The following is an 18,389-nucleotide window of genomic DNA, read 5'->3' as shown; positions in this document are numbered from 1 at the left end:
GGTCAGACCGTCGGGCAGACGACCTCGGGGTTCCACGCGGCGAACAGGCCCGCCGAGTTGGGCTTGTAGAGCCAGGCGTGCAGGGTGAAGTAGCCGGGGAGCTGGCCCTTCTGGAAGGTCTGCCCGAACAGAGTCGGCGCCACCTGCCCCGAGTCCCTCACGACCCACTCCACCGCGGCCAGCTTGCGCGCGCCGCCGCCGGCCGTGCCTGTGTACTCGTTCGTGAACCCGTCCGCGTACACGAGGGCCGCCGGCTTCTGCGGATCGACCGAACCGATGTTCGCCGGGTTGACGTAGTGGTAGCCCATGCCGCCCTCGGCCGGGTCGGCGACGCAGGTGTCGGTGCGCGCGTACCCACCGGCCGCGGCGAACCCCTCGTACCCGTACTTGGCGATGGCCTGGGTCGTCCTGCTCAGCTGGGTCCACGCGGACGGGTCGGGGTCGGTCGCGGCGTGGGCCGGGGCGGCGGTCAGCGCGAGGGCCGCGGCCGTCGCCACCGCGAGGGCGGTCGTGACGGCGCTCTGCACGGGCCGAGAGGACCGAGGGGACATGGTGGGGCTCCTTGGACTTTCGGGAGGCGTCCGCACGCACGGCGCGCCGTCCGTTCGGGGCGTGGCGGGCCTCCGCGGTCCCGCCCGAGCAGCATGTTCCGGCGGTCATGGTCGCGCCATGTGACGGGAGCCATTCGACTGACCACACCCGGTCACCGCCGCCGGCCTGTGGATAACTCCGACGCTGTCAGCGCGGAGCCCTATCGTGGACGCAGTGGTCGAGGGACGACGTACGGGGGACGAGCGATGCACGGGATGGGCGGGACGGTTGTGACGACCGAAGTACGGACGCCGGCGGCACAGGGCGAGAGCGAGGCGCTGGCCACGCTCCACCGCGTCTTCGGCTACGACAGCTTCCGCGGCGAGCAGGAAGAGGTCATCGAGCATGTGGTGGCGGGCGGCGACGCCGTCGTCCTCATGCCGACCGGCGGCGGCAAGTCGCTCTGCTACCAGATCCCGTCCCTGGTCAGACCCGGTACGGGAGTGGTCGTCTCGCCGCTGATCGCGCTGATGCAGGACCAGGTGGACGCGCTGCGGGCGCTCGGGGTGCGCGCCGGGTTCATGAACTCGACGCAGGACTTCGACGAGCGGCGCATCGTCGAGGCGGAGTTCCTCGCGGGCGAGCTGGACCTGATCTACCTCGCGCCGGAGCGGCTGCGGCTCGACAACACACTGGACCTGCTGTCGCGCGGCAAGATCTCGGTGTTCGCGATCGACGAGGCGCACTGTGTGTCGTCCTGGGGGCACGACTTCCGCCCCGACTACCTCTCCCTCTCGGTGCTCGGCGAGCGCTGGCCGGACGTCCCGCGGATCGCGCTCACGGCGACGGCCACGGACGCGACGCACAAGGAGATCACCCAGCGGCTGAACATGCCGAGCGCCCGGCACTTCGTGGCGAGCTTCGACCGGCCCAACATCCAGTACCGGATCGTGCCCAAGGCCGAGCCCAAGAAGCAGTTGCTGAGCTTCCTGCGCGAGGAGCACGCGGGCGACGCGGGCATCGTGTACTGCCTGTCCCGCAAGTCCGTCGACACGACCGCCGAGTTCCTCTCGCGCAACGGCATCGAGGCGGTGCCGTACCACGCGGGCCTGGACTCGGGCACGCGCGCGGCGCACCAGTCCCGGTTCCTGCGCGAGGACGGGCTGATCGTCGTCGCGACCATCGCCTTCGGCATGGGCATCGACAAGCCGGACGTACGGTTCGTCGCCCACCTCGACCTGCCCAAGTCGGTGGAGGGCTACTACCAGGAGACGGGTCGTGCGGGGCGTGACGGCATGCCGTCCACGGCGTGGATGGCGTACGGCCTGAACGACGTCATACAACAGCGCAAGATGATCCAGTCCAGCGAGGGCGACGAGGCGTTCCGCCGCCGGGCCGCCTCCCACCTGGAGGCCATGCTCGCGCTGTGCGAGACCGCGCAGTGCCGACGCGGCCAACTGCTCGCCTACTTCGGGCAGGACCCGGACGCGGCGGGCTGCGGCAACTGCGACACCTGCCTCACCCCGCCGGAGACCTGGGACGGCACGGTCGCCGCGCAGAAGGTGCTGTCGACGGTCGTACGGCTGCAGCGGGAGCGGGGCCAGAAGTTCGGCGCCCTGCAGATCGTCGACATCCTCATGGGGCGCCGGTCGGCCAAGGTGATCCAGTTCGACCACGACCAGCTGTCCGTGTTCGGCATCGGCCAGGACCTGGCCGAGGGCGAATGGCGGGGCGTCGTACGGCAGTTGCTGGCACAGGGGCTGCTCGCGGTCGAGGGGGAGTACGGCACGCTGGTGCTCACCGAGGCGAGCGGCACGGTGCTGCGGCGCGAGCGGGAAGTGCCGCTGCGCAAGGAGCCGAAGAAGCCGGCGGGCTCCTCGCGCTCGGGGTCCTCGTCCTCGGGCCGGGGCGAGCGCAAGGCCAAGGCCGCGGCGGTGGAGTTGCCCGAGTCGCTTCAGCCCGCCTTCGAGGCCCTGCGCGCCTGGCGTGCGGAACAGGCTCGCGAGCAGGGGGTTCCGGCGTACGTCATCTTCCACGACGCCACGCTCCGGGAGATCGCGACGATCTGGCCGACCTCGGTGGCGCAGCTCGGCGAGATCAGCGGCGTCGGCGAGAAGAAGCTGGCGACGTACGGCGAGGGCGTGATCGGGGTGCTGGCGGGGCTGGGTGAGGCGCCGGCCGTGGCTCCGACTCCGACTCCGGCTCCGACTCCGGCTCCGGCTCCGGCTGCGGTGCAAGTGCCGGCACCGGCACCGGCGCGGGCACAGGCGTCGGCATCCGCGTCGGGTCGGGCGGCGAAGGATGTTGACCCCGGTGCGGATTACTGGCCGGAGATGGATGAGGAGCCGGAGCCCGAGGACTGGATGTAGGGGGCGGGACTGGGCGTTGGGACCGGGACTGGGGTGTGGGTGGTCCCCGGTACGGTCCTCAGCCCAGGGCGGTCGGGCTGGGGGTGTTGGCGCAGGGCTGTGAGCCCAGGACCCTCGGGCCAGGCCCCTCAGCGCCGGTGCCGTGGTTCAGTGCGTTCGGGCAGGCCCGGTCGGGCCGTCCCGTTGGGTGAGTGCGTCGGGCGGGAGCGTCAGCCTGCTGCCGTCAGGCCGGGGCTGTCTGCCGTTGCCGTCAGCCAGTGAGGTCGGGCCATTGCCGTTGCCGTTGGGGGCGGTGTCCGCTGTTGCCGCCGGACGCTGCTGTCGGGTCGCCGTCGTCTGCCCGGCCCCTTCGGCCGACTGCGGCCCGCCACGCGGTCGTTGACCCGGGGCCACCTGCCCAGTGCCGTCGGCTCGGGTGCGCCGGCGCGGGACCGTGAGCCCGGGTTCTCGGGCCCGGGGCCCTCAGGCCAGGTGCGTCAGCGCAGGGTCCTCGGTGCAGGGGCCTCAGCCCAGGACAGTGAACCTGGGCCCTCAGCCCAGTGCCGTGAGCCCCGGTGCGAACACGATCAGCAGGGGGAGCAGCGGGACCAGGGTCGCCACCGTGGTCGTCAGGGCTCGGTTGCGGCGGCCGAGTCTGGGGCGGGGGTCCAGGAGGCGGTTGACGCGTTCGCCGAGGAGGCGGTGGCTGGAGGCGCAGGAGAGGACGCCTCGGTGGTTGTTGAGCTCGATCAGGGCCAACGCCGTTGTCAGGTGGCCGCATTGGCGGGAGGCCGTGTCGTCGGCGGCCAGCTCGACCAGGCGGTGGGTCTGGTCGCAGAAGTGGGCGAACAGGGGGACGTGCGGGAAGCCCGAGGCCAGTGCGGTCGAGAGGTGCAGGAGCCAGTCGTGGTGGGCGCGGGCGTGACCGCGTTCGTGGGTGAGGACCGCGTCGAGCTGGTGGCCCGTGAGGCGGTGCAACGCGCCTGTGGTGACCACGAGTTGGGGCGGATGGCCGGGCATCCACCAGGCGTCCGGGTACTCGTCCTCCAGGACGAGCAAGGGGCCGCGCGCCGGGGGCAGGCCCGCCGGCAGGTCGGGAGCGCGTTCGCGGAGGTGGGCGCGGGCTTGGCCTCTGCGGCGGCGGGCCTCGGCGAGTTCGCGGGCCAGCATCGCGGTGGTCCAGGCGGCGCCGCAGGCGAGTGACAGCGTGAGGGCGACCGCCCAGGCGGGGGCAGCGGAGAGGTCGTAGGCCGCGGCGACGGCCGGGGGAGCGGGGGCGAAGACATGATCACGGACGGTGTGGAAGACGGCGGCCGCGCCCAGGACCAGGGCGGCCAGGCAGCACAGCAGGACCGTGGCGACCAGGCACTGCCACACCCAGAGGCCGACCACGGGTTCCCGTTCGGGCCACACGGCCCGGGTCAGCGCGCGCGGAGCCGGCACGGCGGCCGAGAGGGCGACGACGCTCAGCAGGAGCAGGCAGACAGTCATGCCACGGGCTCCGGATCCTGGTCGACGGAAGTAACAGGGGGAACAGAGGGTGCGGGTGCGGCTGTACCCGAGGGCGGGTCCACGACATGTGTGCCGCCCGCCGTCAGTATGACTGCACGGGCGGCTGGAGTCAGGTGTACAGAGACCACCGGACTCATCTCACCCGCCGGTCCCGCCGACCCCCGCGCCTCAACCCCGCGCCACGATCCGCCCGCCGACCCCGCCGACCCCGCCGACCCCGCCGACCCCGCCGACCCCGCCGGGCCGATCCGTAGCCGCTCGCCGAACTCCGCCGACCCTGTCGCCTCAGCTCCGCGCCACGATCCGGCCGGTGACCTCGCCCAGGCCCACGCGCGTGCCGTCCGCGCCCGGGGCCCACGCCGACAGGGTCACGACATCCCCGTCCTCCAGGAACGTCCGCTTGCCGTCCGGGAGTTCGAGGGCGTCGCGGCCGTTCCAGGTCAGCTCCAGCAGCGAACCCCGCTCGCGTTCCGTCGGGCCGCTGACCGTGCCGGAGCCGTAGAGGTCGCCGGTGCGGAGGGAGGCGCCGTTGGCGGTCATCTGGGCGAGTTGCTGGGCGGCCGTCCAGTACATGGTGGAGAACGGCGGCTCGGAGACCGTGTGGCCGTTGATGGCGACGGTGATGCGGAGGTCGTAGCCGCCGGGTTCCTCGGCCGAGTCGTCCAGGTAGGGAAGGAGTTCGTGCGTGCGCTCCGGCGGCGCCACCCGCGACTCCTCCAGCGCGTCCAGCGGGGTGATCCACGCCGACACCGACGTGGCGAAGGACTTGCCGAGGAACGGGCCGAGGGGGACGTACTCCCAGGCCTGGATGTCGCGTGCCGACCAGTCGTTGAGGAGGCACAGGCCGAAGACGTGTTCGCGGAAGTCGGCGAGCGGCACCGGCCTGCCCATCGTCGACGGCGCGCCGACCACGAAGCCGACCTCGGCCTCGATGTCCAGGCGGACCGACGGGCCGAAGACCGGCGTGGGGTCGGACGGGGACTTCCGCTGGCCGGACGGGCGTACGACATCCGTGCCCGAGACCACGACCGTGCCGGAGCGGCCGTGGTAACCGATCGGCAGGTGCTTCCAGTTGGGGGTCAGCGAGTCGGGGGCGTCGGGGCGGAAGATGCGGCCGACGTTCCGGGCGTGGTTCTCCGAGGCGTAGAAGTCGACGTAGTCCGCGACCTCGAAGGGCAGGTGCAGGGTCACCGACGAGAGCGGGTGGAAGTAGGGGGCGATCGTGTCCTGGTGGGACGGGACCGTCACCCACGCGGTCAGCGCGCGGCGGACGTCCGACCAGGCCGTGTGGCCCGCCGCGAGCAGCGGGTCGAGGGTCGGGTGCGCCAGGAGGGAGACGTACGGCGAGCCGAGCGCCTCCGCCGCCGCGCCCGCGTCGAGGACGCGGTCGCCGAGCCGGACGCCGACGGTCCGTTCGTCCGAGCCGACGGGCGAGAAGACGCCGTAGGGAAGGTTGTGCGGGCCGAAGGGGTCGCCCTCGGGAAGATCGAAGGGGGGCATGGGTGCTGCCTCACTCTCGTACGTACTCGCATGTGGCCGCGCCACACGTTACGGGTGAGTTGCGCGAACCGGCAGTGTCTAAAGAGTTCGCAATGTCCGGATAGGTCTTGTCGGAAGAGGCAATTCCGGCTTAGCGTCCTTTGGGGGACACGGACGGGGTGGGTCCGGTCCGTAGGGGGGACACGTGGGGGGACCCGTGGCCAAGCGCTTCAGCGTGCCTTTCGAGGCCGACCGCGAAGTGCCGGGCCTGATCGTGAAGTTCGGCGACTATCCGCTGCATCACGGCGGGGTGGGTGCGATCCGGAGTCTGGGGCGCCTCGGCGTGCCGATGTATGCGATCACGGAGGACCGTTACACGCCGGCGGCCGCGTCCCGTTATCTGGAACGCGCGTTCGTGTGGCCGACGACCGGCACGGAGGAGCCCGGGCGACTGGTGGAGGGCCTGCTGCGCATCGGGCGCCGCATCGGCCGGCCCACCGTCCTCATCCCGACCGACGAGGAGGCCGCGGTCCTGATCGCCGAGCACCAGGACACGCTCGGCTCCCGCTTCCTCTTCCCGCGTGTGGAACCGAAGTTGCCGCGTCGGCTCGCGAGCAAACAGGGTCTGCACGAACTCTGCGTGGAGCACGGCATCCCCAGCCCCGCGGCGGCCTTCCCGCAGTCGTACGACGACATCGTCGAGTTCGCCGAGAAGGCCCGCTTCCCGCTGGTCGCCAAGAACAGGGAGGCGTTCGTACGGCGCTCCCGGCCGGCGGTGAACGGCACGACGAAGATCGCGACCCGCGAGGGGCTGCTCACGCTCGCGCGGGACTGGGGCGAGCACCCCGGGGTGATCCTCCAGGAGTACCTGCCGAGGGAGGAGGCCGAGGACTGGATCGTGCACGCCTGCTTCGACCAGGACTCGACCCCGCTGGCCCTGTTCACCGGCGTGAAGGTGCGCTCCTGGCCGCCGCACGCGGGCATGACGGCGAACGCGTACGTGGTCGACAATCCGGAACTCACGGACATCGCCGCACGTTTCATCAAACAGATCGGCTTCACCGGAGTCATCGACCTCGACCTGCGCTTCGACCGGCGCGACGGCCAGTACAAACTGCTCGACTTCAACCCCCGCATGGGCGCCCAGTTCCGGCTCTTCGAGAACGAGTCGGGGGTGGACGTCGTCCGCGCCATGCACCTCGACCTGACCGGCCGCACCGTCCCGGAGGGGGAACAGCGCGCCGGTCACCGGTACATCGTGGAGAACATCGACCTGCCCGCCCTCCTCGCCTACCGCCGCAGCGGCTATACGACGCCGCACGCACCGGCGCGGGCGAGCGGGACGGAGCTGGCCTGGCTCGCGGGTGACGACCTGCGGCCGTTCTTCACGATGCTGGCCCGCTTCGTGCGGCCGGGCGCGAAGCACCTGTATCAGCTGTGGCGCACCAACCGGCGCGGCAGCAGCACCAGTAGCGGCAAGCAGTAACTCCAGCAGCGAACAAGTAGCGCAAGGGGCACGCGAGTTCGAGCAGCGGCCCTGGCACGAAGTGACGAATAGACGTCCTGGGGAGGGACTTCGTGATTCAACCGGTAGCAGTCATCGGCGCCGGGCCGTTCGGCCTGTCCACCGCCGCGCATCTGCGGGCACGCGGCATTCCGGTCCGTGTCTTCGGCGAGCCCATGGTCAGCTGGCGTGACCACATGCCCGCCGGGATGCTCCTGAAGTCGACCCCCGCCGCCTCCAGCCTCGACGCCCCGCAGCCCGGCCACAACCTCGTCGACTACTGCGACGCGGCCGGCATCCCCCGCCTGGTCACCGACGAGGACATCATCCCCGTGGAGACCTTCATCGCCTATGGCGAGTGGTTCCAGCAGAAGCTGGTGCCCGAACTGGAGCGGGTGCGGGTCGTCTCCGTCGACCGGAAGACGGGCGGCGGCTTCGAACTCAAGCTGGACTCGGGAGAGTTGTTCACGGCGAGGGCGGTCGTGGTCGCGACCGGCCTGTACGGGCTCGCCCACCTCCCGCCGGAGCTGGCCGCCGCGGCGGTCGACGGGCCCGCGCCCACCGCTCCCGTCTCGCACAGTTCGCAGCACCACGACCTGAGCGCGTTCAAGGGCAAGGAGCTGATCGTCGTCGGCGCCGGTCAATCCGCCCTGGAGACGGCCGCGTTGGCGGCGGAGGCGGGCGCGAACGTGCGGATCGTCTCGCGCGGGCACGGCCGGGTCGCCTTCGGCGCACCTCCGTGGAAGCAGCCGAAGCTGCGCCCCGAGTCGCCGTTCGGGCGGGCATGGTCGCTGTGGGCGCTGAGTTACTACCCCCAGCCGTACCGCTACCTCCCCGAGCAGACCCGGCACTACCTGGTCCGCCGGGTGCTCGGGCCGCTCGGTGCATGGTGGCTGCGCGAGCGGTTCGAGGGGAAGGTGCAGGTCAGCGAGGTCGAGCGGATCGTACGGGCGGAGGCGGACGGCGGCGCGAGCGCGGCGAACGGCGGCCCGGTACTCACCGTCACGACGCCGGGCGGAGGCACGCAGCAACTCACCGCCGACCACGTCATAGCCGCGACGGGGTACCGGGTCGACATCGCGGCGATGGACTTCCTCGGGCACGAGCTGCGCACCCAGCTGGCGGTGAGCCGGGGTACGCCGAAGCTTGGTGCCGGGTATGTGTCGTCCGTGCCGGGGGTCTACTTCACAGGGCTGCCGTCGGCGTCGTCGTACGGGCCGGTGATGCGGTTCGTGTGCGGGACGGAGTTCGCGTCGCCGCGGTTGGCGAAGCATCTGGCCGCCGCGCACGGGTAGTTGGCGACCGGGGCTCAGCTCGTGATGGAGCGGGCGACGCGGAAGCCGACGTCGTCCACTCGGAAGGTCGGGTGGCTTCGGCGGCGTACGGAGGCGCGGCAGCTCCAGTGCTCGTCGAACCAACCGCCGCCGCGCAGTACCCGGTAGGTGCCGTAGACCTCGGGGTCGTAGAGGTCCCAGCACCACTCCCACACGTTGCCGAGCATGTCGTGCAGGCCCCAGGGGTTGGGGAGTCGGGCGCCCGGTTCGTGGGGGCGCTCGTCGGAGTTGCCTCGGTGCCAGGCGATGTCGTCGAGCGGTCCGTAGCGCGGGCCGCTCGTCCCGGCCCGGCACGCGTACTCCCACTCGGCTTCGGTGGGGAGGCGGTAGCCGTCGGCGGAGGGGTCCTCCCGCACGACGGCCTCGCCGTTGGCGTCGAAGTCGTACGCCGGGGTCAACTCCTCTTGCTGGGAGAGGGAGCTGCAGAAGAGGACCGCGTCCCGCCATGACACGGTCTCCACGGGGAGGCGGTCGTTGCCCTGTGCGGTGCTGGGGCGTTCGCCGGTGACCTGGGCGTACTGCTCCTGGGTGACGGGGAGCGTGCCGAGGTGGAAGGGGGCGAGGTCGACCGTCCAACTCCGTTGCGTACGGCGGTCGGTGAGGGAGACCTGGCCGGGCGGGATGGAGACGAGGTCGATGTGCGGGGGCGTGTCCATGGCCATGCCTTACGTCAGTTCCGTGAACATCGGCCTCAGGCGGGTCGCGAGTTCGCGGTCGGAGTGGTCGAGTTCCGCTGTCGCGACCGTGATCGTCGCGGTCAGCGCACGGCGGAGTTCCGGTTCCGTGAGGGAGCGGACCGGGGTGGACTCCAGTGGGGCCGTGAACTCCTCGGGCAGCAGATGGGCGCCCTTCGTGTCGGCCGTGGGCAGGCCCAGACGCAGACAGGCCAGGGTGATCACATGGTCGCGCAGGGCGCTGATCCAGTGCTCGGCCTGCCAAGTCCGGCCGCGTACAAGGCAGTTACGGGTGTGCAGTGCGTGATGCCAGACGAGTCCGGCGAGCATGTCGGCGTCGGGCGGCGCGAACGCCTCGACCGGCTGGTCCTGGCCGAACACGGTTCGCCACTGTGGGCCCCGGGGGCCGAACTCGTCCTCCGGCGTGAAGGTGATGTCCAGTTCCACCCACCCGGGCAGCAGGAACAACCGGACGACGCTCGCACCCCGCACCGGCAGGTCCCAGTGGTGCCGGGGGTCGAACTCGCCCTGGATCCAGTCGGTCCACCGGGCCACCGTCACGTCGACCTCGCCGCGGACACCCATCACGATGTCCGTGTCCGACCAGCGGTCACCGGTACCCGTGGCATGCGAGCCGGTGTAGGCGAAGCCGGTGATCGAGTCGTCGGCCTCGGCGCGGGCGAGGAGTCGGGCGCGGGTGCGGTCGCGTTGTTCGGGGGTGAACATGCCTCGATGATGCATGCCCAGGCCTTCGCCACGCGCTGTCAGTGAGGCAGGGCACGAGCCGGTGGATACGCCTGACCACCCGACACCGCGCGGACGAACCACCGTTGCCGGGCCCGGGCCAGGAGCGGGAGACCGTGGTGGACGTGAGCATCTGCAGCACGAGTGGCACCCTGTGGCTGTTCCAGTGGGGCGGTGACGTCGCGCCGCCCGAACCCGACACCGTGCACCGTGCGAACGACACGCTCGCCCACACGCACTATGATCCGCCCCGCCCCGCCCCGGCCTCCCGGCCAGCCTGTTCAGCCCTGAGCCGCCTCGCTGTTGAGCTCCTGCTCCCGCTCGTTCTCGACACTCATCCCGCGCCCTCAGCCGTACGACCGTGCCGCGGCACTACGACCGGTAGCCGCCCAACGTCCTCAACCCCGGCAGCGCCCTGTCCTGGAAGTCGAACAACGCCAGGTTCTCCCACGCGTTGCCGGACGTCGGGTCGGTCGGGTCCCAGCCGTCACCGGCCCGGTACGTCCACACGCCCTCCCAATAGCAGTAGCCCAGGCCCTTGTTGCCGGGGATGTTCGCCATCAGGTCGGCCACTGTGCGCAGCCATGCCGACTGGCCGGCCGGGGTCGCTGGATAGCCCTCCGTCAGCTGCGAGGGGTCGTACATGATGTCGTTCGTCGCGTCCTCGCTCTGCAGCGTGAACGGGTACGCCGTCTCCGCGATCAGCACGGGCTTGTCGTAACGGGCCGCCAGATCCGCCAAGTTGGCCGCCGCGGCCTCCGGGGCGCCGTGCCAGAACGGGTAGTACGACTGGGCGATGATGTCGAAGTCGACGCCGTCGGCGACCACATTGTCGTACCACCAGCGTGACGTGCCGTTGTCGCCGCCGGAGGCGATGTGGAGCATCGTGCGGATGCGCGGGGTCGTGTCGCGGGCGGCGTTCAGGCCTGCCTTCAAGAACGTCGTCAGGTTGCCCCAACCCCCGCCGTCGTCACCCCAGTTCTTGCCGGTCGGCCAGAGCAGCCCGCCGTTGATCTCGTTGCCGATCTGGACCAGGTCCGCCGGGGTGCCTTGGCGGCGCAACGCGCCCAACACGTCGGCGGTGTGGTCGTAGACCGCCCTCGTCAGGCCTGCCACATCCAGGTCCGCCCAGGCCGCCGGCTTGGTCTGGTGGGACGGGTCCGCCCACGTGTCGGAATAGTGGAAGTCGACCCAGATGCCGATCCCCGCCCGGCGCAACCTCTTCGCCAACGGCAGGATGTGCTTCTTGTTGTTGTAACCGTCGGCCGGGTTCACCCAGACCTTGAGGCGCGCGTGCGTCACGCCCGCGTCGGCCAGGATGCGGATCGGGTCGTCCCGGCGCCCGTCCGCACGGCGGTAAATCGCCCCGTACGCCTCGTCCTTGGGGAGCGACGAGATGTCCATCCCCCGGATCTCCAATCGGCGCCGGTCCGATCCACCCCCAGTACTCGCCACCGCCGGCGCCGCCGCCAACACCGGTACCGCGAGTGCCGCCGCCCCCGCCGCCGTAAGAACACTGCGTCTGCGCATCACGAAGTTCCCTTCAGCAAGTCACCAAAGAATCAAGCAAGTTGAGCTCAGCCCAATCGAGCCGAGCGGAAGTCAGCGCGGGTCCCGGAAAACCTCCACCCCGCCCGCCGGCACCGCCGCCCGACTCCCGTCCGGCAGCACCACCTTCACCTCGCCCCCGGTGTGGTTCACCGCGAAGCGAAACGTCCCCGACTCGCCCTCCCGTACGACGAGTTCGACATCGCGGGGAAGATCGACCGGCGTGATCCCCGCGTCCGCGAGGGCGAGGTCGACGACGGCGGCCAGGTCGGCCCCCGTCAGCCGCGTCGCCAGGTACCACGCGGCCCCCGACCCCACCGCATGCCGCGTCAGTGCCGCCCCTCCCGCCGTACGCCCGTCCGCGAAGACCGCGACCGTCTCGCAACCGGCCCCCGGAACCACGACCTCAGACCACAGATCCGCCTCGTACGACGAACCATCCGCTCCCCGAACGGACACCACCTCGCCCGGCAGCAACGGATCGAACTCCTCGACAGTCAGCCCGAGTACGTCCCGCAACGCCCCCGGATACGCGCCCGGATGCAACGTGTCGTTCTCGTCGACGATCCCGGAGAAGAAGGAGACCAGCAGGGTTCCGCCCCGCGAGACGTACCGCTCCAGCTCCGCCCCCACCCCGACCGGCGCCGCGTACAACTGCGGTACCACCAGCAGCGGATACCGCTCCGGGTCCAGGTCGCCGAGCCCCGTCGGCGGCACGAAGTCCACCGTCAAGTGCCGGTCGTACAGGGCCTCGTAGAACGAATCCAACCGTTCCCGCGCGTCCAGATCCTGGCTCGGCCGCCACTCCAGGCTCTGCGCCCACCAGGAGTCCCAGGACCACACCATCGCCACGTCACCCCGGGTCCGCGTACCCCGCAGACCGGCCCGGCTCAACTCCCCGACCCGGCGCCCGAGTTCCGTCACCTCACGCCAACCCCGGTTGTCCGTACCGGAGTTAGCCAGCATCGCGGTGTGGAACTTCTCCGCGCCCGACTGCGACTGCCGCCACTGGAAGAACATCGCGCCCTCGGAGCCCCGCGCCACATGCCCGAGTGAGTTCCGCGCCATCTCACCAGGACGCTTCGCGGGGTTGTACGGCTGCCAGTTGACCCCCGACGTGGCGTGCTCCAGCAACAGCCACGGACCACCGCCCGCCACCGAACGCGTCAAGTCCGCGGCCAGCGCCAGGTTCACGTGCGTACGGCGGCCGTCCGTCATCAGGTAGTGGTCGTTGGTGACGAGGTCGACCTCCTTCGCCCAGGCCCAGTAGTCGACGCCCGGGCCCTGGCTCGGGGCGACCATGAAGTTGGTGGTGACGGGGACGCCGGGGGAGAGGCGGTGCAGGATGTCCCGCTCGGCGACGAAGTTGGCGCGGGCCTGCGCGTCGGCGAAGCGCCGGTAGTCGAGTTGCTGGGTGGGATTGCATACGGACGGGGTCGCCCGGGGCGGAGTGATCTCCTCCCAGTCGCCGTACTGCTGACCCCAGAACGCCGTTCCCCAGGCGTGGTTGAGGGCATCGAGGGTGTCGTAGCGCTCGCGCAGCCAGTCCCGGAAGGCCGCCGCGCACACATCGCAGTAGCAGGCGAGCACCGGGGCGCCGTACTCGTTGTGGACGTGCCACAGGACCACGGCCGGGTGGCTGCCGTAGCGCTCGGCGAGCGCCGTCGTGATCGTGGCCGCCGCCGCCCGGTACTCGGCGTTGGAGTGGCAGATCGCGCCCCGCGAGCCGAAGGCCAAGCGGACTCCCTCGCGCGTCACGGGCAACGAGGAAGGGTGCGCGCGGTAGAACCACGCCGGCGGTACGACAGTCGGCGTGCCGAGGTTCACGGCGATGCCGGCCGTGTGCAGCAACTCGACGACCGTGTCGAGCCACTCCCAGTCGTACTCACCGGGACGCGGCTCCAGCCGGGCCCAGGAGAAGACGCCGAGGGAGACCGCCGTGACACCGGCCTCCCGCATCAGCCGTACGTCCTCCTCCCAGACCTCCTGCGGCCACTGCTCGGGGTTGTAGTCACCTCCGAAGGCGAGCGGCAGACGGTCGTGCGGGGCGGGGGACGGCATGGGTTCACTCCCGGGGATCGGAGGAGAAAGTGAGCTGTTTCTGTGATCGTGCACACGGATGGTTGCGGCGTCCATCCGTCAGCAACAAGTAGGTAACCCCACGGTTCATCCATTGACAAGGGTCCGAAACAATTCTCTACTGTGCACGGTCACAGAGCCGTGCGGAGCAGGTGGGACACATCCGAGGCCGGCTCGCACTCAGTCAGGGGAGATGAAGATGTCGATCCACCGCCACCAGTTCAGCAGGCGCAGCATTCTTGCCGGGGCGGCAGCCGTAGGCCTCACGGGCACCCTCGCCGCCTGTGGCGGTTCCGACGACGACTCCGGCAAGAGCAGCGGGCCGGTCAAGCTGACCTACTGGGCCTGGGCGCCGAACATGGAGAAGGTCGCCGCGATCTGGAACAAGAAGAACCCGGACATCACGGTCACCGTCTCCAAGCAGGCCGCGGGCAAGGACATCGTCTCCAAGCTGATCACCGCGAAGAAGGCGGGCAACGCCCCCGACCTGATCCAGGTCGAGTACCAGTCGCTGCCGACGCTGGTCTCGAACGACGTCCTCGCGGACATCTCGAAGTACGCGAAGTCCGCCAAGTCCCAGTTCGCCGAGGGCCTTTGGGGCATGGTCACGCTCGGCACGGACGCGGTGTACGCCATACCGCAGGACTCCGGGCCGCTGATGTTCTTCTACCGCGAGGACCTGTTCAAGCAGCACAACCTGACGGTCCCCGCCACCTGGGACGACTTCGCCAAGACCGCCCGCGCCGCCAAGAAGGCACTCCCGAACGCCTACTTGACGACGTTCTCCTCCAACGACCCCGGATTGTTCGCGGGGTTGGCGCAGCAGGCCGGTGCCAAGTGGTGGACCGTGGAGAGCGGCGGCAAGTGGACCGTCGGCATCGACGACGCGGCGACCAAGAAGGTCACCGACTTCTGGGGCGGTCTCGTCCAGGAGGGCGTGATCGACAACCAGCCGATGTACACGCCGGCTTGGAACAACGCGCTGAACAAGGGCACCAACATCGCCTGGGTCTCCGCCGTGTGGGCGCCCGGTGTGCTAGTCAGCTCGGCCCCCGACACCAAGGGCAAGTGGCGCATGGCGCCGCTGCCGCAGTGGAGCGCGGGCGAGGACGTCACCGGCAGCTGGGGCGGCTCCTCCACCGGCGTCTCCACCGACTCCAAGCACGCCGAGGCCGCGGCCAAGTTCGCGACCTGGCTGAACACCGACCCGGAGGCGCTCGCCGCCCTGGTCAAGGAGGTCTCCATCTACCCGGCGGCCACCAAGGGCCAGTCCGGCTCGGTGCTCACCACCCCGGAGTTCTTCTCGAACCAGACCGACTTCTACGACACGGCCGCCAAGATCGCCGCCACCACGGCCGCCTCCGCCTGGGGCCCGAACGTCCAGGTCGCCTACGACACCTTCAGCGACGCGTTCGGCAAGGCCACCAAGGCGAAGAAGGCGGCGCAGTTCGACACAGCGCTCGCGACCATGCAGTCGTCGACCTTCACCGACATGAAGAAGCAGGGCTTCAAGGTGACCGAGGCATGACCAGCACTCCGCTCAAGGGCTCCGACCGGCTCGCGGCCGGGCCCTTGGCGGACGGCACCGTCACACCCGTCCGCCCCCGCCGCCTCCGTCGCCGTGGCCGCAGCGCGCCGTACTGGTTCCTCGTACCGGCCGTGCTCCTGTTCGTCGCCTTCACCGTCGTACCGATCGGGTACGCGGTGTGGCTCAGCCTCCACAAGGTCCAGGTCAAGGGCATCGGCCTCGGCAAGGACGCCCGTCAGCAGGTCTGGAACGGCATCGGCAACTACACCGCCGTGTTCGAGGACTCCGAGTTCGGCCACAGCGTCCTGCGCGCCTTCGGCTACGGCCTGATCGTCATCCCCACGATGCTCGGTCTGGCGCTGGTCTTCGCGCTGATGCTGGACACCCCGCAGGCACGCAGCGCCAAGTTCGCGCGCCTCGCGATCTTCCTGCCGTACGCGGTCCCCGGCATCATCGCCGCCCTGATGTGGGGCTTCCTGTACCTGCCGACGGTCAGCCCCTTCTACTACATCCTGCGCGAGTTCAACCTGCCGCAGCCCGACCTGTTCGACGGTGGCAACCTGTACCTCTCCTTCGCGAACATCGCGGTGTGGGGCGGCACGGGCTTCAACATGATCGTCATCTACACCGCCCTGCGCTCGATCCCGCAGGAGATCTACGAGGCCGCCCGCATCGACGGAGCGTCCGACCTGAAGATCGCCCTGCGGATCAAGATCCCGATCGTGATGCCGTCCCTCGTGCTCACGTTCTTCTTCTCGGTCATCGCCACGCTCCAGGTCTTCACCGAGCCCATGGCCCTCAAGCCGCTGACCAACGGCCTCTCCAGTTCCTGGAGTCCGCTGATGGCCATCTACGACTCCGCCTTCCTCAGGTCGGACATCTACGGCGCCTCCGCCACCGCCGTGGTGCTGGCCCTGGCGACCTTCGCGCTCTCCTTCACGCTGCTGCGCGTCTCCGACCGCTACACCCGGGAGGACCGGGCATGACCCCCCTCACCCTCACCGCCACCGACGCCCGCCCGGGCGCCGCGAAGGCGAAGCGCACGGCTTGGGTGCCCACCCTCGTCCTGATCCTCGGCTCGCTGTACTGCCTGATCCCCGTCATCTGGGTGGTCATCGCGGCGAGCAAGGGCCGCGGTGAACTGTTCTCCACGTTCACCTTCGCCCCCGGCACCGGCTTCGTCGACAACTTCAAGGACCTGAGCTCCTACCGGGACGGCATCTTCTGGCAGTGGATGCTCAACTCCCTCTTCTACGCGGGCGGCGGCGCCCTGCTCTCCGCCGCGGTCTCGGCAGCCGGCGGCTACGCACTGGGCCGATTCGCCTTCAGGGGACGGGAGTTCGTCTTCAAGCTGATGCTGGCCGGCGTCCTCGTACCCAGCATCGTGCTGACCGTCCCCCAGTACCTCCTCCTGTCGAAGATGGGCCTGGCCGACTCGTACTGGTCGATGCTGCTGCCGTCGGTCCTCTCTCCCTACGGCGTCTACCTCGTCCGTATCTACGCGGCCGCGTCCGTCCCCAACGAACTCCTCGAAGCCGCTCGCATGGACGGCGCGAGCGAGTGGCGGATCTTCTCGCGGATCGCGGTGCCGATGATGATGCCGGGCCTCATCACGGTGTTCCTGTTCCAGTTCGTCGGCATCTGGAACAACTTCCTGCTGCCGTTCGTGATGCTCGCGGACGACACCAAGTTCCCGATCACACTGGGCCTTTACACCCTGCTCAACCAGGGCGCCTCCCAACCGGCGCTCTACACCCTGGTCATCATGGGCTGCTTCCTCGCGATCCTGCCGCTGATCGCACTGTTCCTGGTGATCCAGCGGTTCTGGTCCCTGGACCTGCTGAGCGGATCGGTCAAGGCGTGAGCGCTCCGCTGGGGGCGCGGTGATGGGCCGATGCTCGTCCGCGGCACCGTCGTGGCTGGTCGCGCCGTTCCCCGCGCCCCTTTGGGGCGCTGCTCACCGCTGCTGACTTCGCACGACCTGCCCAGGAACCGGGCGGCCCCCCACAGCCGACGCCCCCCACCACGAACGAGGAACATGACCACCAGCTCGAACGGACGCCGTAAACCGCCCACCATCCACGACGTGGCCCGGGAGGCAGGGGTCTCCCGGGGGACCGTCTCCCGGTTCCTGAACGGTGGCCACTACGTCTCGCCCGCCGCGCGCACCGCGGTGGAGACGGCGATCAGGAAGACGGGCTACGTCGTCAACCGGCACGCCCGTTCCCTGAGCACCGGACGGTCGGACTCGGTGGCGTTCCTCCTCACCGAGCCGCAGGAGAAGTTCTTCGAGGACCCCAACTTCAATGTCCTGCTGCGGGGTTGCACCGAACACCTGGCCCGCCACGACATCCCACTCCTGCTGATGCTGGCCTCGTCGAAGGACGAACGCCGCCGCCTGACCCGGTACATCACCTCGGGCCACGTGGACGGCGTACTCCTCGTCTCCAACCACAGCGGCGACCCGGTGGCGGCCGAACTCCGGGACGCGGGCATCCCGTTGGTGGCCTGCGGCAAACCGCTCGGCGCCGCCTCCAAATACAGCTACGTCGCCGCCGCCGACCGCGACGGCGCCCAGGAGATGGTCCGCCACCTCATCGCGCGAGGCCGCCGCCGCATCGGCATGGTCACAGGCCCACTCGACGCACCGGGCGGCCCCGACCGCCTGGCCGGCTACCGAGACGTCCTCACGGAGGCAGGCCTGCCCCACGACCCGACCCTCGTAGTGGAGGGCGACTACCGCCGCACGGGAGGCGAGGAAGCGGCGAGGCGCCTCCTGTCCCAGGCCCCCGACATAGACGCGGTCTTCGTAGCCTCGGACCTCATGGCCCTCGGCGTGGTCAACACCCTTCAGCAGTCCGGCCGTTCGGTCCCGGATGACATCGCTGTCGGAGGCTTCGACGACTCGGCGGCGGCCACGTCCATCACCCCGGCCCTGACGACCATGCGACAGCCCTACGACCGCATCAGCGCCGAGATGGTCCGCATGCTGTTGGCCCAGATCGCCGGGGAGGACACGGCGGGCGTGATTCTGCCTACGGAACTGGTGGTACGGGAGTCGGCATAACGGTCGTAATTGTCAAACCAACCGGAACACGGGTCAACGCA

14 protein-coding genes are annotated in these 18,389 nt (G+C 70.1%); 7 read left to right on the top strand and 7 right to left on the bottom strand.

Going from position 1 to position 18,389, the window contains the following annotated elements; translation table 11 throughout:
* Nucleotides 1-2 precede the first annotated feature (2 nt).
* Nucleotides 3-551, bottom strand: coding sequence for a hypothetical protein (locus OG504_RS23320; RefSeq protein WP_405991554.1), 549 nt, complete (start codon nt 549-551; stop codon nt 3-5).
* Nucleotides 552-806: 255 nt separating this feature from the next.
* Here OG504_RS23320 and recQ point away from each other — a divergent pair, with 255 nt between their 5' ends.
* On the top strand, nt 807-2,900 hold the full coding sequence (gene recQ, locus OG504_RS23315) for a DNA helicase RecQ (protein WP_405991553.1): 2,094 nt from the start codon (nt 807-809) through the stop codon (nt 2,898-2,900).
* Nucleotides 2,901-3,431: 531 nt separating this feature from the next.
* Here recQ and OG504_RS23310 read toward each other — a convergent pair.
* Complete coding sequence (locus tag OG504_RS23310; RefSeq protein ID WP_405991552.1) at nt 3,432-4,370, bottom strand: M56 family metallopeptidase; 939 nt, start codon at nt 4,368-4,370, stop codon at nt 3,432-3,434.
* A gap of 306 nt (nt 4,371-4,676) precedes the next feature.
* Nucleotides 4,677-5,891 carry a fumarylacetoacetase gene (gene fahA / locus OG504_RS23305; RefSeq protein WP_405991551.1) on the bottom strand — a complete coding sequence of 405 codons (1,215 nt, stop codon included), beginning with the start codon at nt 5,889-5,891 and terminating at the stop codon, nt 4,677-4,679.
* Between the two features lie 214 nt (nt 5,892-6,105).
* On the opposite strand from fahA, the gene OG504_RS23300 reads away from it, so the two are divergent.
* Both OG504_RS23300 and OG504_RS23295 read left to right on the top strand, forming a co-directional pair.
* Nucleotides 6,106-7,356: an ATP-grasp domain-containing protein gene (locus tag OG504_RS23300; RefSeq protein ID WP_405996408.1), complete on the top strand. Its 1,251-nt coding sequence runs from the start codon at nt 6,106-6,108 to the stop codon at nt 7,354-7,356.
* A gap of 92 nt (nt 7,357-7,448) precedes the next feature.
* The gene (locus OG504_RS23295; protein ID WP_405991550.1) at nt 7,449-8,669 is read left to right on the top strand and encodes an NAD(P)-binding domain-containing protein; all 1,221 of its coding nucleotides are present in this window, start codon (nt 7,449-7,451) and stop codon (nt 8,667-8,669) included.
* Between the two features lie 14 nt (nt 8,670-8,683).
* Here the strand turns inward: OG504_RS23295 and OG504_RS23290 are convergent, their stop codons facing one another.
* The 4 genes from OG504_RS23290 to OG504_RS23275 form a co-directional block, all read right to left on the bottom strand.
* Nucleotides 8,684-9,364, bottom strand: coding sequence for a formylglycine-generating enzyme family protein (locus OG504_RS23290; RefSeq protein ID WP_405991549.1), 681 nt, complete (start codon nt 9,362-9,364; stop codon nt 8,684-8,686).
* A gap of 9 nt (nt 9,365-9,373) precedes the next feature.
* Complete coding sequence (locus OG504_RS23285; protein ID WP_405991548.1) at nt 9,374-10,108, bottom strand: hypothetical protein; 735 nt, start codon at nt 10,106-10,108, stop codon at nt 9,374-9,376.
* Nucleotides 10,109-10,498: 390 nt separating this feature from the next.
* Nucleotides 10,499-11,656: an arabinogalactan endo-beta-1,4-galactanase gene (locus OG504_RS23280; protein WP_405991547.1), complete on the bottom strand. Its 1,158-nt coding sequence runs from the start codon at nt 11,654-11,656 to the stop codon at nt 10,499-10,501.
* 72 nt (nt 11,657-11,728) lie between these two features.
* Nucleotides 11,729-13,735 (bottom strand): beta-galactosidase, encoded by a 2,007-nt coding sequence (locus OG504_RS23275; RefSeq protein WP_405991546.1) that lies wholly within the window; start codon nt 13,733-13,735, stop codon nt 11,729-11,731.
* 211 nt (nt 13,736-13,946) lie between these two features.
* Between OG504_RS23275 and OG504_RS23270 the strand changes: the two genes are divergently transcribed.
* The 4 genes from OG504_RS23270 (at nt 13,947) to OG504_RS23255 (ending at nt 18,348) form a co-directional block, all read left to right on the top strand.
* The gene (locus OG504_RS23270) at nt 13,947-15,281 is read left to right on the top strand and encodes an ABC transporter substrate-binding protein (protein ID WP_405991545.1); all 1,335 of its coding nucleotides are present in this window, start codon (nt 13,947-13,949) and stop codon (nt 15,279-15,281) included.
* A complete protein-coding gene (locus OG504_RS23265) occupies nt 15,278-16,267 on the top strand; it encodes a carbohydrate ABC transporter permease (RefSeq protein WP_405991544.1) in 990 nt (329 codons plus the stop codon). The genes OG504_RS23270 and OG504_RS23265 overlap by 4 nt, the downstream gene beginning before the upstream one ends.
* Nucleotides 16,264-17,145, top strand: a complete 882-nt coding sequence (locus OG504_RS23260) for a carbohydrate ABC transporter permease (protein ID WP_405991543.1) — start codon at nt 16,264-16,266, stop codon at nt 17,143-17,145. Before OG504_RS23265 ends, OG504_RS23260 begins: the two co-directional genes overlap by 4 nt.
* A gap of 174 nt (nt 17,146-17,319) precedes the next feature.
* Entirely contained in the window at nt 17,320-18,348 is a 1,029-nt protein-coding gene (locus OG504_RS23255) for a LacI family DNA-binding transcriptional regulator (RefSeq protein ID WP_405991542.1), read from the top strand.
* Nucleotides 18,349-18,389 lie beyond the last annotated feature (41 nt).

It is taken from the genome of Streptomyces sp. NBC_00986 (genome assembly GCF_045162565.1).
Lineage (GTDB): Bacteria > Actinomycetota > Actinomycetes > Streptomycetales > Streptomycetaceae > Streptomyces.
This window is presented reverse-complemented; position numbering and strand designations above follow the sequence as displayed.

Coding starts and splice junctions, on each gene's coding strand:
- fahA (WP_405991551.1), bottom strand. CDS start 5,891: ATGCCCCCCTTCGATCTTCCCGAGGGCGACCCCTTCGGCCCGCACAAC.
- OG504_RS23265 (WP_405991544.1), top strand. CDS start 15,278: ATGACCAGCACTCCGCTCAAGGGCTCCGACCGGCTCGCGGCCGGGCCC.
- OG504_RS23285 (WP_405991548.1), bottom strand. CDS start 10,108: ATGTTCACCCCCGAACAACGCGACCGCACCCGCGCCCGACTCCTCGCC.
- OG504_RS23260 (WP_405991543.1), top strand. CDS start 16,264: ATGACCCCCCTCACCCTCACCGCCACCGACGCCCGCCCGGGCGCCGCG.
- OG504_RS23280 (WP_405991547.1), bottom strand. CDS start 11,656: ATGCGCAGACGCAGTGTTCTTACGGCGGCGGGGGCGGCGGCACTCGCG.
- OG504_RS23310 (WP_405991552.1), bottom strand. CDS start 4,370: ATGACTGTCTGCCTGCTCCTGCTGAGCGTCGTCGCCCTCTCGGCCGCC.
- recQ (WP_405991553.1), top strand. CDS start 807: ATGGGCGGGACGGTTGTGACGACCGAAGTACGGACGCCGGCGGCACAG.
- OG504_RS23275 (WP_405991546.1), bottom strand. CDS start 13,735: ATGCCGTCCCCCGCCCCGCACGACCGTCTGCCGCTCGCCTTCGGAGGT.
- OG504_RS23255 (WP_405991542.1), top strand. CDS start 17,320: ATGACCACCAGCTCGAACGGACGCCGTAAACCGCCCACCATCCACGAC.
- OG504_RS23320 (WP_405991554.1), bottom strand. CDS start 551: ATGTCCCCTCGGTCCTCTCGGCCCGTGCAGAGCGCCGTCACGACCGCC.
- OG504_RS23290 (WP_405991549.1), bottom strand. CDS start 9,364: ATGGACACGCCCCCGCACATCGACCTCGTCTCCATCCCGCCCGGCCAG.
- OG504_RS23270 (WP_405991545.1), top strand. CDS start 13,947: ATGAAGATGTCGATCCACCGCCACCAGTTCAGCAGGCGCAGCATTCTT.